We start from the raw sequence: 14,383 nt of genomic DNA, 5'->3' as shown, positions 1-14,383 counted from the left end.
ATGGAAATATTACTGGCTATAATGGTTGGGACTTTATATGCTGCAGGCATATACATGATCTTACGCCGTAGCCTTGTTAAATTAATAATTGGAATCATCCTCCTGGGGAATGGTGCCAACCTGCTTATATTTTTACTCGGAAGAATCGCAAAAGGGCAACCGCCTATTATTCCTGCAACTTCCGATGTTTTTCTGGAAGCATATTCAGATCCGCTTCCGCAGGCATTAATTCTTACCGCCATTGTTATCAGTTTTGGACTGCAATCTTTCGCTATTATTCTGGTGAAAAGGGCGCACAAGGTCGTAAAGACTGATGATTTGGATGAAATGAACGCAACAGACGAATACTCATGACCCAACAATTAGTAATTTACCCTTTACTGCTTCAAATGTTTCTGGCTATCGTTCTTATGTTCTCCTGGAGCAGAACGAGCTGGCAAAAGGTAATTAGTATCACAGGAAGTTTAATAAGCCTTGGTGTGGCTGTATGGCTTTTTTCGCATGTCTGGGAATACGGAACTCAAACCATACAGGCCGGTAACTGGGCCCCTCCCTTTGGGATCACATTTGTAGCCGATACATTATCGACTACCCTTGTACTTCTTACCTCTATTGCAGGAGTTGCTGTGTCAAGTTTTTCCTCTGCTTCAGTGATACCTTCGCGTCTAAAATTCGGATATTTTCCAATATTTCATTTCCTATTGTTAGGTCTCAATGGAGCATTTTTAACGGGTGATATCTTTAACCTTTACGTTTGGTTTGAGATCATTATCATAACATCTTTTGTGCTGTTAACTATAGGAGGGGAAAAAGCTCAGCTGGAAGGAGCTGTGAAGTACTTCACGTTAAACATCCTGGCTTCAGTAATTTTTTTGACAGCTATTGCAGTATTATATGGGCTTACCGGAAGTCTTAACATGGCCGATCTCGCAGGGAAAGTCGCGGCTGTTGAAAATCGTACGCTCATCCAGGTCAATGCCCTTTTGTTTCTTATAGGCTTCGGAATAAAATCGGCTGTTTTCCCATTGTACTTCTGGTTGCCGGCTTCCTATCACACGCCGCCTTCCGCAGTTTCGTCTATTTTTGGAGGGTTGTTGACAAAGGTGGGAGTTTACGCTCTTTTAAGGGTCTTTACACTAATTTTTGAAATAGATGCATTCCTGGAGAATGTACTTCTTACAATAGCTGTTCTTACCCTCTTTAGCGGTGCTATTGGAGCGCTTGTTCAGAATAACATCAGGAAAATGTTTTCATACCTGGTGATTTGTCATATTGGGTATATGGTCGCGGGGCTGGGAATGATGACTGAAGTAGCCATAGCGGGGGCCGTATTTTACCTGGTGCACGACATCCTGGTAAAAACAAACCTTTTTATGGTCACAGGTTTAATTTATAAGATCAAAGGAACCAACAGTATGAAAAAACTGGGTGGCTTCTATGCAGATCATCCTATGTTGAGCCTTTTATTTGCAATACCTTTATTTTCTTTGGTAGGAATTCCGCCTCTCTCAGGATTTTGGCCAAAATTATCTCTAATTAGTGCTGGTTTTGAAACCGGGAATTATGTTGTAATTGGAGGAATTTTGTTTGCCAGTTTCCTTACTTTATTCGTAATTGTAAAATTCTGGTCAGAAGTATTCTGGAAGAGTGGCGCACCAATAAAGAGAATTAAAAATTTTCCTTATTTTAATAGGCTCCGGAGTTACAGGAAGGTGCAAATACTTGGACCCATTGTATTTCTTTCTATTGTAACACTGTACGTTGGTTTTGGAGCCGAAAATATTCAGGAGCTTGCCACCCGCATCTCTTTTGAACTTTTAAATTCTGAAGGTTATATTGAAGCCGTGTTTAATAATGCCAGAATAGTGCAGCCATGAAAAACAGATTTTTAGCCAACTTACTGCTTACCTTCATCTGGGTGGCTCTTACCGGGAGCTTTGAATTTCCGAACGTGATCTTTGGATTTGTACTGAGTTTTTTTCTACTGTGGATCATTACTCGTGGGAGCGGAAATGTACGCTATTTCAAGCTGGTACCTCGTATAGTAGCTTTTTTCTTTTTCTTCTCTTATGAATTAATAAAAGCAAATTTACAGGTGGCATACGAAGTAAGTACACCAAAATTGAATATGAAACCCGGAATTGTGGCGGTGCCACTGGATATCACATCAGACTTTGAGATAACCATGCTGGCAAACCTCATTACTTTGACACCCGGTACTCTTAGCCTCGATGTTTCTGAAGACAAAAGCGTACTTTATGTACATGCTATGTACATTACAAATAAGGAGGATTTTATTAGGAGTATAAAAAATGGATTTGAAAAACGCATAATGCAAATTTCAGCATGATTTTAGAAGATTATCTATATTACATTATCCTGCCTGTAATATCACTGGCCATTCTGCTGGTGTTTGTAAGGTTTATAAAAGGGCCTACCATTTCAGACAGGATCATTGCGGTAGATCTCCTGGTAACCATCGGGATTGGTGTAATTGCTGTTTACAGTATTCTTACTAACCATTCTACCTTTCTGGATATAGCGTTGATACTCGGTTTAATCGCGTTTTTAGGAACGGTAGCCTATTCCTCTTATCTCCAAAAAAGAAAAAAGAAATGAGTGAAATTATTATAGCCGTCCTGGCAACTTTTGGTGCGATCTTTTTTTTACTGGCTGGCGTGGGTATACTTCGAATGCCCGATACTTATTTGCGCATGGCTGTGACAACAAAAGCAGCCACCTTAGGTGTGGGTTTGATCCTTATTGCTGCTGCCGTTTATTTTAATGATCTCTCCACTACTACAAGAGTCCTGGCGATTATAGTTTTTGTATTGCTGACAGCACCCGTAGGGGCACATCTTATTGGAAGGGCTTCGTATATTATTGGAAATAAACTTTGGGATAAATCTGTGATGGATGACCTAAAGGATAAATACAAAAAGACAACTCCTCAAAAAAAGAAACCTGCAGAACCCTCGGGGGAAGATGAATCTACTATTCCGGAGGATTAATCATCTAGTTTCTCATCTTCAGAATTATCGAACTTGTTCCTGATAAATTTATCAACAGGTCCAAAAAAGACATTTACAAAGACAATTAAAATGACCAAAGCAGTTAATTCGGCAAACTGCTCTATGGCAGCAAGGCAACCGGCACCTGCGCTGCACCACACCGTGGCGGCGGTGGTAAGACCGCGTACAATAGTTCCTTTGTGAAGAATTACTCCGGCGCCTATAAATCCAATACCAGTTACTACCTGTCCAATGACACGGGTAATATCCACATACTCTTCCCCTCTAAAATGCATAGAGACCAAAACAAAGACGCAAGCTCCAAGCGACACCAGTGCATTGGTTTTTAATCCGGCATTTTTATTATGTATTTCACGTTCAATTCCAATGAGGAGGCCTGCTATAAGGGCAGCACCTATTTGAACCAGGAAAGAATAAAGTTCCATAAATATTTAATGTGTAAATTTGATTTTCATGAGAAAATATCCTTTAAAAGTAGCAAAAAGTCTCGAGACGAGAAAGCAGGAACACGCTTTCCGGAACCTTGGAAATTGCTCTTCATTAATTGATTTTTCTTCAAACGATTATCTGGGAATAGCTGCTTCAAAAGAGGTTTTTTGGAAAAGTCACGAGATCCTTCTCGAAAACAGCATTTTACAAAATGGAGCTACCGGCTCGCGTCTTCTTTCAGGAAATCATAAGCTTTATGAAATAGCAGAAAAAGCCATTGCAAAATTTCATGAAACAGAAGCCGCGCTCATTTTTAACTCAGGTTATGATGCTAATGTTGGTATTTTTTCCAGTATTCCCAAGCGTAATGATATCATATTGTATGATGAATTTGTGCACGCTTCCATTCGAGACGGTATTTCTATGGGAAAGGCGAAAGCTTACAAATTCAGGCACAATGACCTTTCCGATTTAAGAAGAATCGCCAAAAAAGTAACTGATACAAATGATGATGCTGAAGTCTTCGTGGTTACAGAGGCCGTTTTTTCCATGGATGGCGATTCCCCAAATTTTGAGACAATGCTAACATATGCCGAAGAGCAAGGTTTTTTCCTAATTATTGACGAAGCACATTCTGTGGGGGTAGATGGGACGAATGGCAGCGGATTGGTTCAAAAAATGGCATTCCAGGAAAGGATTTTTGCCAGGATCGTAACCTTTGGGAAAGCACTTGGCGCCCATGGCGCTGCTGTACTGGGAAGTGAGGTGCTTCGGGATTATCTCATCAATTTCGCCCGCAGCTTTATTTATACTACAGCGCTGCCGCCACATGCGCTGGCCACTGTTATTGCCTCTTATGAATATCTTCAAAATTCTGCAGAAGTAGAAAAGTTGAACAAGCGTATTCATTTCTTTCAATCTGAAGTTCAAAAAATGACATTTAAAGACCTTTTTCTAGAAAGCGATTCTGCCATTCATTGCTGCATCCTTCCGGGAAATGAAAAGGTAAAAGCGGTAAGTGCACGGCTTAAAAAGGAAGGTTTTGATGTTAAAGCAATTCTTTCGCCAACGGTTTCCCCAGGGAAAGAACGCTTAAGGATTTGCCTTCACAGCTTTAATTCTGAAGAAGAAATAAGCAGGCTTCTCTTCTTAATAAATACCTTTGTAAAATGAGCCAGATGTTCACTATTGTTAAAGTTTTTCAATATTCTGCCGAAGCGCAGGTCATGAAAGGCCGTTTTGAAGCCGAAGGAATTCCCTCATTTTTGAGAGATAACCATACCATAGATACAGATCCTTTGGTAAGCAATGCCATTGGCGGCGTAAAACTGGCTGTTTTTGAAAAGGATTATCAAAAGGCGGTAGAAATCCTTGATTCCATCAATAAATATTCGACAGATGATGAGGGGAAAGAAATTATTTGCCCGGAATGTGGAAGCTCAAAAGTAGAATTGCTTTCGAACGTTAAAGATATAAAATCGCTACTGTTCTTTGTATTCTCCTTCTTCATGACGGCACTACCTATCTATGTAAAATACGAATACCGCTGCGAAAACTGCAAAAATAAATTTAGATTAAAATGAAAGAGAGGTTCTTTATTACCGGCATCGGGACCGAAGTTGGAAAGACCATTGCCTCAGCCATCGTGACAGAAGCGTTAGAGGCCGATTATTGGAAACCGATACAGGCGGGCGACTTGGAAAATTCGGATACGCACAAGGTGAAAAATCTTATCTCAAATGATAAAACCGTTTTTCACCCCAATAGTTTTGCCTTGAAAACACCTATGAGTCCGCATGCTGCGGCCGAAATTGATGGCGTGAAAATTACTTCGGAAGCAATAAAGGAGCCCAAAACGAGCAAGAATCTTGTTATTGAAGGTGCCGGCGGATTGCTGGTGCCAATTAGCGATCACGAAATAATCTTGGATCTTATAAAACCAGAACATAAAGTCATCGTGGTTTCCCGTCATTACCTGGGTAGCATCAATCATACTTTGCTAACTATTGAGGCGCTTAAGAACCGCGGACTCCAATGCTTCGGAATTATCTTTAGTGGAAATGAGAATCCTTCTACCGAATCCATCATTCGAAAAATGAGTGGAGTTCCTGTTATTGGAAGAATTTCTGAAGAAAAGGAGTTTACACAGGAAACTATCAGGAATTACGCAGAAAAATTTCGATGCAATCTGGTTTAAAATTTCTAGAATCCAGACCTAATAGGTTATAAAAACCTGTTAAGTCTCAAAATATTTTGACAGCCTTTAAAATGCAAAATAAAAACCTTTCCCAACGCGACCAGGAACATCTTTGGCACCCGTTAACCCAACATAAATTGAGTCCTGAAATGCTCGCCATCGTAAGGGCAAAAGGCAGTATTCTATATGACGAAAACGGCAAAGAATATGTAGATGGAATCGCTTCCTGGTACACCTGTATGTACGGGCATTGCAACGATCATATCACTCAAAGAGTTGCCGCGCAAATGCAGCAGCTGGACCAGGTGGTTTTCAGCGGATTTACGCATGCGCCCGCGGTAGAACTTTCTGAAGCCTTGATGAAAATTCTGCCTGAAAATCAGCAGAAATTGTTCTTTAGTGACAATGGTTCTACCGCGACAGAGATTGGAATTAAAATGGCGCTGCAATATCACCACAATCTTGGGAATGACCGAAAGGTGATGCTGGCTTTTGAAGAAGGTTTTCACGGGGATACTTTTGGTGCTATGTCGGTTTCTGGATTATCTGTTTACAATGGTGCTTTTGAAGATCATTTTATAGAAGTGGTGAGAATTCCGGTGCCGAAAAGGGGAAATTTAGAGGAGATTCTGAAGCAGTTGAAAAAGCTTATTTCAGAATTCAATATTGCCGGTTTTATTTATGAACCTTTGGTGCAGGGAGCAGCAGCAATGAAGATGTACGATCCCGCCGGACTTGAAGAGATCCTGAAAATATGCCGTGAAAATGCCATTTTACTGGTTGCAGATGAGGTCATGACCGGGTTTGGCAAAACAGGAAAGTATTTTGCTTCAGATTATATGCAAATCAAGCCAGATATTATTTGTATGTCTAAAGCTTTGACTGCGGGGCTTTTACCTATGGCGGTAACTTCCTGTACGCAGCAGGTGTACGATGCATTTTATTCAGATGATATAGCAAAAGGGCTTTTTCACGGGCATACTTACACGGCTAATCCGCTGGCCTGTACAGCCGCTCTCGCCGGAATTGAATTGCTCACTTCCGAAGAGATTCAGAAGGATATTCAAAGGGTTATGCAGTCACACAAAGAATTTGGAGAACGCATAAAAGCACATCCCAAAGTGGCAAACATGCGTCAACTGGGGGTCATCTTCGCATTTGATCTTGATGTGAAAATGGAGCGCTACGGAAACCTCAGAAATCAGCTTTTCAAGCATTTTATGGACGATGGAGTTTTCCTTAGGCCGCTGGGCAATACGATCTATATTTCAGCTCCTTTCACCATTTTGGATGATGAACTGCAAAAAATCTATAAAAGTATAGAATCTGCACTCGGAAATTTTGGATAATTCAAAATTATGAAGCTTTGTAAAAAACTGGTTTCCAGGTAAAAAAGTTCATTTTTGGATACTTTCATTTTGTATATTAGGAAGCTTAATTCCTTTATTATATGATGCATCCAAATACGAAAATTGATTTCATTAGCGATGAAATAGGCTATGGTGTAGTCGCTAAGAAATTTATTCCCAAAGGGACCATTACATGGGTGCAGGATGAGCTGGACCAGGTATTTTCGCCACAACAATACGAGAAAATGAAACCAGCTTCCCGCGAGATGATGGATAAATATTCCTTTAGGAATAATGCTGGAAATTTCATCTTGTGCTGGGATTTGGCAAAATACGTGAATCATAGTTTTCAAGCGAATTGCCTTTCTACTGCGTATGATTTTGAGGTCGCAATACGGGATATTTTTCCCGGAGAGCAGTTGACAGATGATTACGGTTTTTTAAATGTCACTGAACCTTTTGTGCCCAAAGACGAAGGAACCGAACGAAAAGTGGTGTTTCCCGATGATCTTCTGAATTTTCATAAAGTATGGGATGAAAAGCTGGAAGAGGCTTTTTTCGAATTAAAATCTGTAGGACAGCCTTTGCTGCCACTGGTTTCTGAAAATATTCAGAATAAAATTGAACATATTCTAAAAGGAAAACAGAAAATGGATTCCATCCTCAACCTTTTTTATCACGGGAGTCAAAAAATTACGCAGTAAAATTTAGCAAAAGCGGAGTTGCGCCTTACTTTTGCTGAAAAATTAATGCTTTGAAGAACCCTGTTTCTATTACCTCTATTGCTTCTGTCTCACCACTTGGGTCAAAACCCGAAGATATATGGAGGAAATATCAAACTTCTGAACATGCCATTACTGCTCATGATTTTGAGGGGAATAAAGCCTTTGGAGCCTTTCTTCCGAAAGAATTAGAAGAGGAAGTAAAAAAATTGCGGCTTTCTTCTCAAAAGTGGAAAAATCTTGATCGCTCTGTATTATTAGCTGTGCTGAGTGCTCGTGCAGCAGTCGCGTCTTCAAACTGGGCTAAAGGAGCAGATATTGGAATAAATATAGGAAGCTCGCGTGGTGCAACAAATCTATTTGAAAATCATTATGATTATTTCCTTAAAAACGGACGTGCAGAAACGCTCGCATCTCCAAATACAACTTTGGGAAATATTTCTTCCTGGGTGGCCCAGGATCTAAGAAGTTCGGGGCCCGAAATTTCACATAGTGTGACTTGTTCTACAGGTCTGCATTCGGTTTTAAATGGAGTGGCGTGGTTGCAGTCGGGACTTTGCCAGAAATTCCTGGCGGGGGGAAGTGAAGCGGCTCTTACACCCTTTACTATTTCGCAAATGCAGGCGATGAAAATTTATGCTTCCGAAGAAAAGAAGTATCCTTGTCTGGCTTTAGATATGTCTAAAGAGAAGAATTCGATGATCCTTGGTGAAGGTGCGGCAATGCTTTGCATGGAAAATGGGAGCAGGGAAAATGCGATCGCCGAGATCAGTGGGATTGGTTACACCACGGAAGAATTGAAGCACAGTGTTTCAATATCTGCAAATGGAGAAGGTTTTCAAAAATCCATGAAAATGGCTTTGGAAAAAGTGCCTCCCGCTGAAATTGATGCGGTGGTGATGCACGCTCCGGGAACGATCAAAGGAGATGCCTCTGAAGTGAACGCGATAAATGCCATTTTTGGAAAGGAAGGTCCGGCTTTAACATCAAATAAATGGAAAATAGGCCACACTTTTGGAGCTTCAGGTTTGCTGAGTCTGGAGTTGGCCATAATGATGCTGCAACACCAGGAATTTATTCCTGTTCCTTTTAGTGAACTCAGTAATAAAAGACTTCCGAAGAGGCTTAAAAACATTTTGGTAAATGCCGTAGGTTTTGGCGGGAACTCGGTTTCAGTACTCGTGTGCCGAAAATAAGAGTTCAAAAGCACATTTTTAAAAAGCCCGGGAAAGGTTTACAATTAAAGCAGTTTTAGCTATTTTTGAATATAATTTTATTTTATGGCAACGAAACACGACTGGACACAGGAAGAAATCCTGGAAATATATAACAAACCTTTTATGGATCTGCTTTACGAAGCAGCTTCGGTACATCGGGAAAATCATGATGCTAATACGGTGCAGGTTTCCACCCTGCTTTCTATAAAAACCGGCGGTTGCCCTGAAGATTGCGGGTATTGCCCACAGGCAGCGCGTTATCACACAAATCTTGAAGGTAATGACCTTATGAGTGTAAACCAGGTGAAAGCGCAGGCACTTCGTGCAAAAGCAGCCGGAAGTTCACGTGTTTGTATGGGGGCTGCATGGCGAAATGTGAAAGATGGGCAGGAGTTTGATGATGTGCTGGAAATGGTTCGCTCCATCAATAAACTTGACATGGAGGTTTGCTGTACGCTGGGAATGATCACTGAAAACCAGGCACAAAGATTGGCAGAAGCCGGGCTGTATGCTTATAACCATAACCTTGATTCTTCGGAAGAATATTATAAAGAGGTGATTTCAACCCGTGGATTTGAAGATCGTTTGAAGACCATTGATAATGTTAGAAAAACGAATGTGACGGTTTGTAGTGGAGGAATCATTGGAATGGGTGAAACGACTGAAGATCGTGCAGGAATGCTCGTTGCTTTGTCTACTTTGAATCCGCAGCCGGAATCTGTTCCTATAAATGCATTAGTCCCCGTAGAAGGAACTCCAATGGAAGAGCAGGAGCCGGTGCCTATTTGGGATATGGTGAGAATGGTGGCTACTACCCGTATTGTTATGCCCGAAACCCAGGTGCGCCTATCTGCCGGTAGAACACAAATGAGCAGGGAAGGACAGGCAATGTGTTTCTTTGCCGGTGCAAATTCAATTTTTGCAGGTGATAAACTTCTTACAACCCCAAATCCAGATGTGAATGAGGACATGGAAATGTTCAAAGCTTTGGGATTGAATCCTCAAAAGCCATTTGTTAAAAAAGCTCAGCCGGAAACTGTTTCTGCAGAAGATTCCAAATTTCAAAACCTTGGGGAAAAACCAAAATGGTCACGACCAGGTCATGTAATTGAACGTAACTTAGAAGCCCAAAAAAAGGCGAAAACAAGAGCCTAGTTGGTGCAGACCTTTTAGGCGGTTTTACAAAATATCCTGAAAGAGGAGGAATGATGAAGGAACGAATGAACTTAACTGAAATCCCCCGGGAAGGTAAAATTTCCCGGGAAGATTTTATTCAGAAATATGTAAAACCACAAAAACCGGTGGTACTGGAGCACCTTATTGAGGATTGGCCGGCTTATAAAAAGTGGTCTTTGGATTACATAAAGCAGGAAGCGGGTGATAAAACCGTTCCTCTATTTGATAATAGGCCTATTTCTTCAAAATATAAATTCAATGAGCCGCATACGCACATGAAGATGCGGGAATACATTGATTTGCTAAAAGCTGGTCCCACCAATTACCGTATCTTTTTATATCATTTGTTGAAGGAAGTGCCTTCGCTTCAAAAAGATTTTGAGTTTCCAAAGATAGGATTGCGGTTGATAAAACAAATCCCAATGTTGTTTTTTGGAGGTGAGAACTCCAAAGTTTTTATGCATTACGACATTGATTTTGCAAATATTCTTCATTTTCATTTCCATGGGAAAAAGAAATGTATCCTTTTCCCGCCCTCAGAAACAAAATACCTTTACAAAGTGCCGCATGCGCTTATTTCAAGGGAAGACATAGATTTTCATGATCCTGACTTTGAAAAATTTCCGGCTTTGAAAAAAGCAAAAGGAATGGTTACGGAACTAAAACATGGTGAAGTTCTGTACATGCCCGAAGGTTACTGGCACCAAATGACTTACCTCACCCCCGGATTCTCTATGAGCCTGCGCGGTACACCAAGAAAGATCACCCATCTTTCGAAAGCTCTGTACAACATCTTTGTAATGCGTCATTTCGACAATTATATGCGGAAGTGGAAAGGCCAACAATGGATTGACTACAAAAACGATCAGGCTTTAAAGCGGACAAATAAGAGGAACAAAGTTGTTCAGGATTAAAAGAACTTCTTAATCTCTGTTAATCTATATTAATTAGGGAAACATTAGCTCTTTTCCATTTTATATTGTTGATATTAAATGTATTAATCTCAAAACTATAAATATGAGCAAAGAATTGAATAAAGAGTCGCAGAAAAAATTTGGAGAGGCAATCAACTCCGGAAATCTTGAACAATTAAGAGATCTTGTAGCCCCAAATGTGAAAGATCATGATCCTGCGCCAAATCAAGGTCCCGGCCCTCAAGGTTATATTGACTTCTTTACAATGATGAGAAATGCTTTTCCAGATATGCAGACGGAAGTTGAACATATGGTTGTGGATGATGAAAATGTAGCCTTCGCATATACACTTAGGGGTACTCATAAAGGGGATTTTATGGGAGTTCCCGGAACAGGTAAGTCTATTGAAGTCCGGGGAATGCAAATAAGCCGTTTTGAGAACGGTAAATTGGCAGAAAGATGGGGAAGCAGTGATGAGCTGGGAATCCTTAAGCAAATAGGTGTGAATCCTGTTTAAGCGGCAAAGTATAAGAGTTAACGGATCAATTCTTCAACTACTTCATAAACCAATGGAGGTTCATAGCCTTTTCGTAGTAAATGATCTGTTAACTTTTTTCTTTTTTTAAAGATGTTAGGCTCCCGTATAATAGCCAGTTTCTTTTCTGCTATTCCAAAAAGGGTGTTTTGGTAGTCTGTTTCCTGAATTTCCGTAAGGGCAAGTTTAATAATGGGAACTGAAATTTCCCGTAACTTCAGCTCTTGCTTTATTTTGTTACGTCCCCATTTCTTAATCCTGAATTTACCGCGTACAAAGCTGCGGGCAAAGCGTTCCTCATTTAGGAAATCTTCCTGCATCAATTTCATGATGATTTGCTCGCAGGCGGCGGGAATCATCCTCATATCTTTTAATTTATCCTCTACCTCTTTGTGAGAACGGTCGCGATAAGCGCAATACTGCATTAGCTTTAATGTGGCTTCTTTTACAGTGTATGATTTGTTCCCGGGATTGGCATGCATGGCGCAAAGGTAGAAAATGAAATGTGATGAATAAAAGGGGCTTAAATAAAAAAACGCCTTTCAAGCTAATGAAAGGCGTTTCTTGAATTATAGTTTTATCAATTCCCCGTCTTTATCGTGGAAGTGATATTCCATGTACGTGTAAGCGTCTCTGGGTATAACTTTTATCCAGCGCTTGTGGTCCATAAACCATTTTGCGCGGGGTGATGGAAAACCTCTTGTTAAAAAGGCTGCTATAAAAGGGTGAGTGCTTAAAGTCACCTTTTTAAAGTCTTTTTTCAATAATCTTTCAAGGTCGGTGTTGATCTTATCTATTAAAACGATTGGAGCTTCAATTTCTTCCCCGTTCTTATTGGGATTTTCTTCTCTTGTTTTAATATTCATTTCGGGCCGTACCCTTTGTCTTGTAATTTGTATTAATCCAAACTTGCTGGGAGGCAAAATTTTGTGTTTTGCCCTGTCGTCACTCATTTCATTTCGAAGGTGATCGTACAATGCCTTTCGGTTCTCGGCCTTATTCATATCAATGAAATCAACTACTATAATCCCACCCATATCGCGCAGGCGGAGTTGACGTGCGATTTCGGTCGCGCTTATAAGGTTTACCTCAAGTGCGGTATCTTCCTGGTTTTTGGATTTGTTTGAGCGATTTCCGCTGTTCACATCTATGACGTGCATAGCTTCTGTGTGCTCAATGACCAGGTAAGCCCCTTTATTCATTGATACTGTTCTGCCGAATGTTGTTTTGATCTGTCTTTCTATTCCGTATTTCTCAAATATCGGAACATTGGAGTCATACAATTTTACAATGGATTCTTTTTTTGGGGCGATCTCGCCCACATAATCTTTAATTTGCGTGTATAAAGCCTCATCATCTACAATGATTGAAGTAAAGGAATCATTGAATACATCTCTTAAGAGAGAGGATGCTCTGTTCAATTCTCCAAGAACTTTTGAAGGGTGAGGTGCTTTGTACAACTTTTTGCACATTCCGGTCCAACGATTCATTAAATTTTGAAGGTCGTTGTCCAGTTCTGCTACTTTTTTGCCTTCTGCTACGGTACGTACGATTATTCCAAAACCTTTTGGTCTAATACTTTTAACCAGTCGTTTTAATCTTTCTTTTTCTTCCTTACTTTCTATTTTTTGCGAAACAGAAATCCTATTAGAGAAAGGTACTAAAACAATATACCGGCCCGGAAGAGAAAGTTCAGAACTTATTCTTGGGCCTTTGGTTGAAATTGGCTCTTTTACAACCTGTACCAGTAGCGATTGATTTGATTTTAAGACATCGGCAATACTTCCGTCTTTATCAATATCTTTTTCGTTAGGAAAATCCTTAAGCGAATAATCCTTTAATTTACCTGTGCTTACACGTTTTACGAACTTCAATAGAGAATTAACCTGCGGGCCAAGGTCATGATAGTGCAAAAATGCATCTTTCGTGTAGCCAACATTTACAAATGCGGCATTTAGTCCCGGAACAGATTTTCGAATTTTGGCGAGAAAAATATCACCAACTGCAAAATTACTGTCGTCTTCCTCTTTATTGAGTTCAATTAGTTTTCCATCTTTTAATAAGGCAAAATCTACAGCAGAGGAACCGGTTCTAATAATTAACTCTTTGTTCACTCTAATCGATTTTTATCCCGATTTATCGGGATGGATTAACAATAATTGATCACAGGGTTTTTAATCCTGAAGAGATGCAGGTTATTTGAGTTTCAATTAGCCAACATCTCGATTTCAAAGAACGTTTTTAAATAAAAAAAGTAGTATGAAAACTACTTTTTCTTGTGGCGGTTAGCTCTTCTTCTTTTTTTACGCTTATGCGTAGCTACCTTATGTCTTTTTCTTTTTTTACCACTTGGCATAGTGTGACTTTTTAATTAGTAATTTATTTTTAACCCAAATTGGCGGGCTGGTTCTTTTATTTTACCTCAACGTTGGTTTTTACACCTTCTACGAAAATTTTAGCCGGCTTAAACGCTGGTATATTGTGTGCAGGTATTTTAATAGTGGTGTTTTTGGAGATATTTCTCCCTGTTTTTTCAGCTCTTGTTTTGATAATGAAGCTTCCAAATCCTCTTAGGTAAACGTTGTCGCCTGCTTCTAATGAAGTTTTCACTTCATCCATAAAGGTTTCAACGGTAGCTTGAACATCTCCTTTCTCCATTCCTAATTTTTCGGAGATCTTTGCTACGATATCTGCTTTCGTCATTGTCGTATAATTTAATAATAGGGGTTTATAAAATTTCAAGATGCAAATATAACAATTAAATCGGCAACTATTCAAGCCTAATTCACTAAATAATAACAGAATAAAGAAT

18 protein-coding genes are annotated in these 14,383 nt (G+C 39.9%); 14 read left to right on the top strand and 4 right to left on the bottom strand.

The window, feature by feature from the left end:
- Genes ACOV1Q_RS00750 through mnhG form a run of 5 tightly spaced genes read left to right on the top strand, consistent with a single transcriptional unit; the run spans position 1 to position 3,011 of the window.
- Positions 1-354 carry a Na+/H+ antiporter subunit C gene (locus ACOV1Q_RS00750; protein WP_424492520.1) on the top strand — a complete coding sequence of 118 codons (354 nt, stop codon included), beginning with the start codon at positions 1-3 and terminating at the stop codon, positions 352-354.
- A complete protein-coding gene (locus ACOV1Q_RS00745) occupies positions 351-1,877 on the top strand; it encodes a proton-conducting transporter transmembrane domain-containing protein (RefSeq protein ID WP_424492519.1) in 1,527 nt (508 codons plus the stop codon). The genes ACOV1Q_RS00750 and ACOV1Q_RS00745 overlap by 4 nt, the downstream gene beginning before the upstream one ends.
- Positions 1,874-2,350 carry a Na+/H+ antiporter subunit E gene (locus ACOV1Q_RS00740; protein ID WP_424492518.1) on the top strand — a complete coding sequence of 159 codons (477 nt, stop codon included), beginning with the start codon at positions 1,874-1,876 and terminating at the stop codon, positions 2,348-2,350. The genes ACOV1Q_RS00745 and ACOV1Q_RS00740 overlap by 4 nt, the downstream gene beginning before the upstream one ends.
- On the top strand, positions 2,347-2,619 hold the full coding sequence (locus ACOV1Q_RS00735; protein WP_424492517.1) for a cation:proton antiporter: 273 nt from the start codon (positions 2,347-2,349) through the stop codon (positions 2,617-2,619). Before ACOV1Q_RS00740 ends, ACOV1Q_RS00735 begins: the two co-directional genes overlap by 4 nt.
- Positions 2,616-3,011, top strand: a complete 396-nt coding sequence (gene mnhG, locus ACOV1Q_RS00730) for a monovalent cation/H(+) antiporter subunit G (protein ID WP_424492516.1) — start codon at positions 2,616-2,618, stop codon at positions 3,009-3,011. Before ACOV1Q_RS00735 ends, mnhG begins: the two co-directional genes overlap by 4 nt.
- On the opposite strand, the gene ACOV1Q_RS00725 is transcribed toward mnhG, so the two are convergent.
- Positions 3,008-3,457, bottom strand: coding sequence for an MgtC/SapB family protein (locus tag ACOV1Q_RS00725; protein ID WP_424492515.1), 450 nt, complete (start codon positions 3,455-3,457; stop codon positions 3,008-3,010). The genes mnhG and ACOV1Q_RS00725 overlap by 4 nt on opposite strands.
- A 28-nt stretch (positions 3,458-3,485) precedes the next feature.
- On the opposite strand from ACOV1Q_RS00725, the gene ACOV1Q_RS00720 reads away from it, so the two are divergent.
- From ACOV1Q_RS00720 to ACOV1Q_RS00680, 9 genes are all read left to right on the top strand, one after another.
- Positions 3,486-4,634, top strand: coding sequence for an aminotransferase class I/II-fold pyridoxal phosphate-dependent enzyme (locus tag ACOV1Q_RS00720; RefSeq protein ID WP_424492514.1), 1,149 nt, complete (start codon positions 3,486-3,488; stop codon positions 4,632-4,634).
- Between the two features lie 5 nt (positions 4,635-4,639).
- Complete coding sequence (locus ACOV1Q_RS00715) at positions 4,640-5,044, top strand: putative signal transducing protein (protein WP_424492513.1); 405 nt, start codon at positions 4,640-4,642, stop codon at positions 5,042-5,044.
- A complete protein-coding gene (gene bioD / locus ACOV1Q_RS00710) occupies positions 5,041-5,658 on the top strand; it encodes a dethiobiotin synthase (RefSeq protein WP_424492512.1) in 618 nt (205 codons plus the stop codon). The genes ACOV1Q_RS00715 and bioD overlap by 4 nt, the downstream gene beginning before the upstream one ends.
- Positions 5,659-5,729: 71 nt before the next feature.
- Positions 5,730-7,007 carry an adenosylmethionine--8-amino-7-oxononanoate transaminase gene (gene bioA, locus ACOV1Q_RS00705; protein WP_424492511.1) on the top strand — a complete coding sequence of 426 codons (1,278 nt, stop codon included), beginning with the start codon at positions 5,730-5,732 and terminating at the stop codon, positions 7,005-7,007.
- Positions 7,008-7,108: 101 nt separating this feature from the next.
- Positions 7,109-7,711, top strand: a complete 603-nt coding sequence (locus ACOV1Q_RS00700) for an SET domain-containing protein (protein ID WP_424492510.1) — start codon at positions 7,109-7,111, stop codon at positions 7,709-7,711.
- Between the two features lie 50 nt (positions 7,712-7,761).
- Positions 7,762-8,925 carry a beta-ketoacyl synthase N-terminal-like domain-containing protein gene (locus ACOV1Q_RS00695; RefSeq protein WP_424492509.1) on the top strand — a complete coding sequence of 388 codons (1,164 nt, stop codon included), beginning with the start codon at positions 7,762-7,764 and terminating at the stop codon, positions 8,923-8,925.
- 84 nt (positions 8,926-9,009) lie between these two features.
- On the top strand, positions 9,010-10,101 hold the full coding sequence (bioB, locus tag ACOV1Q_RS00690) for a biotin synthase BioB (RefSeq protein WP_424492508.1): 1,092 nt from the start codon (positions 9,010-9,012) through the stop codon (positions 10,099-10,101).
- A 50-nt stretch (positions 10,102-10,151) separates the two neighbouring features.
- Positions 10,152-11,036: a cupin-like domain-containing protein gene (locus ACOV1Q_RS00685; RefSeq protein WP_424492507.1), complete on the top strand. Its 885-nt coding sequence runs from the start codon at positions 10,152-10,154 to the stop codon at positions 11,034-11,036.
- A 103-nt stretch (positions 11,037-11,139) separates the two neighbouring features.
- The gene (locus tag ACOV1Q_RS00680; RefSeq protein ID WP_424492506.1) at positions 11,140-11,553 is read left to right on the top strand and encodes an ester cyclase; all 414 of its coding nucleotides are present in this window, start codon (positions 11,140-11,142) and stop codon (positions 11,551-11,553) included.
- 17 nt (positions 11,554-11,570) lie between these two features.
- On the opposite strand, the gene ACOV1Q_RS00675 is transcribed toward ACOV1Q_RS00680, so the two are convergent.
- The 3 genes from ACOV1Q_RS00675 to ACOV1Q_RS00665 all read right to left on the bottom strand — a co-directional run bounded on the left by ACOV1Q_RS00675 (position 11,571) and on the right by ACOV1Q_RS00665 (position 14,313).
- Entirely contained in the window at positions 11,571-12,053 is a 483-nt protein-coding gene (locus ACOV1Q_RS00675; RefSeq protein WP_424492505.1) for a regulatory protein RecX, read from the bottom strand.
- Positions 12,054-12,140: 87 nt separating this feature from the next.
- The gene (locus tag ACOV1Q_RS00670; RefSeq protein WP_424492504.1) at positions 12,141-13,685 is read right to left on the bottom strand and encodes an Rne/Rng family ribonuclease; all 1,545 of its coding nucleotides are present in this window, start codon (positions 13,683-13,685) and stop codon (positions 12,141-12,143) included.
- A 298-nt stretch (positions 13,686-13,983) separates the two neighbouring features.
- On the bottom strand, positions 13,984-14,313 hold the full coding sequence (locus ACOV1Q_RS00665; RefSeq protein ID WP_424492503.1) for an HU family DNA-binding protein: 330 nt from the start codon (positions 14,311-14,313) through the stop codon (positions 13,984-13,986).
- Between the last annotated feature and the right edge of the window lie 70 nt (positions 14,314-14,383).

Source organism: Salinimicrobium maris, from assembly GCF_049680855.1.
In the GTDB taxonomy this organism is placed as follows: domain Bacteria; phylum Bacteroidota; class Bacteroidia; order Flavobacteriales; family Flavobacteriaceae; genus Salinimicrobium.
The sequence above is the reverse complement of the archived record's forward strand: the minus strand, read 5'-3'. Positions and strand labels throughout refer to the sequence as shown.

What these genes read in the sequence shown, in the direction of transcription:
- ACOV1Q_RS00750 (WP_424492520.1), top strand. Translation starts at nt 1, where the DNA reads ATGGAAATATTACTGGCTATAATGGTTGGGACTTTATATGCTGCAGGC.
- ACOV1Q_RS00745 (WP_424492519.1), top strand. Translation starts at nt 351, where the DNA reads ATGACCCAACAATTAGTAATTTACCCTTTACTGCTTCAAATGTTTCTG.
- ACOV1Q_RS00740 (WP_424492518.1), top strand. Translation starts at nt 1,874, where the DNA reads ATGAAAAACAGATTTTTAGCCAACTTACTGCTTACCTTCATCTGGGTG.
- ACOV1Q_RS00735 (WP_424492517.1), top strand. Translation starts at nt 2,347, where the DNA reads ATGATTTTAGAAGATTATCTATATTACATTATCCTGCCTGTAATATCA.
- mnhG (WP_424492516.1), top strand. Translation starts at nt 2,616, where the DNA reads ATGAGTGAAATTATTATAGCCGTCCTGGCAACTTTTGGTGCGATCTTT.
- ACOV1Q_RS00725 (WP_424492515.1), bottom strand. Translation starts at nt 3,457, where the DNA reads ATGGAACTTTATTCTTTCCTGGTTCAAATAGGTGCTGCCCTTATAGCA.
- ACOV1Q_RS00720 (WP_424492514.1), top strand. Translation starts at nt 3,486, where the DNA reads ATGAGAAAATATCCTTTAAAAGTAGCAAAAAGTCTCGAGACGAGAAAG.
- ACOV1Q_RS00715 (WP_424492513.1), top strand. Translation starts at nt 4,640, where the DNA reads ATGTTCACTATTGTTAAAGTTTTTCAATATTCTGCCGAAGCGCAGGTC.
- bioD (WP_424492512.1), top strand. Translation starts at nt 5,041, where the DNA reads ATGAAAGAGAGGTTCTTTATTACCGGCATCGGGACCGAAGTTGGAAAG.
- bioA (WP_424492511.1), top strand. Translation starts at nt 5,730, where the DNA reads ATGCAAAATAAAAACCTTTCCCAACGCGACCAGGAACATCTTTGGCAC.
- ACOV1Q_RS00700 (WP_424492510.1), top strand. Translation starts at nt 7,109, where the DNA reads ATGATGCATCCAAATACGAAAATTGATTTCATTAGCGATGAAATAGGC.
- bioB (WP_424492508.1), top strand. Translation starts at nt 9,010, where the DNA reads ATGGCAACGAAACACGACTGGACACAGGAAGAAATCCTGGAAATATAT.
- ACOV1Q_RS00685 (WP_424492507.1), top strand. Translation starts at nt 10,152, where the DNA reads ATGATGAAGGAACGAATGAACTTAACTGAAATCCCCCGGGAAGGTAAA.
- ACOV1Q_RS00680 (WP_424492506.1), top strand. Translation starts at nt 11,140, where the DNA reads ATGAGCAAAGAATTGAATAAAGAGTCGCAGAAAAAATTTGGAGAGGCA.
- ACOV1Q_RS00675 (WP_424492505.1), bottom strand. Translation starts at nt 12,053, where the DNA reads ATGCATGCCAATCCCGGGAACAAATCATACACTGTAAAAGAAGCCACA.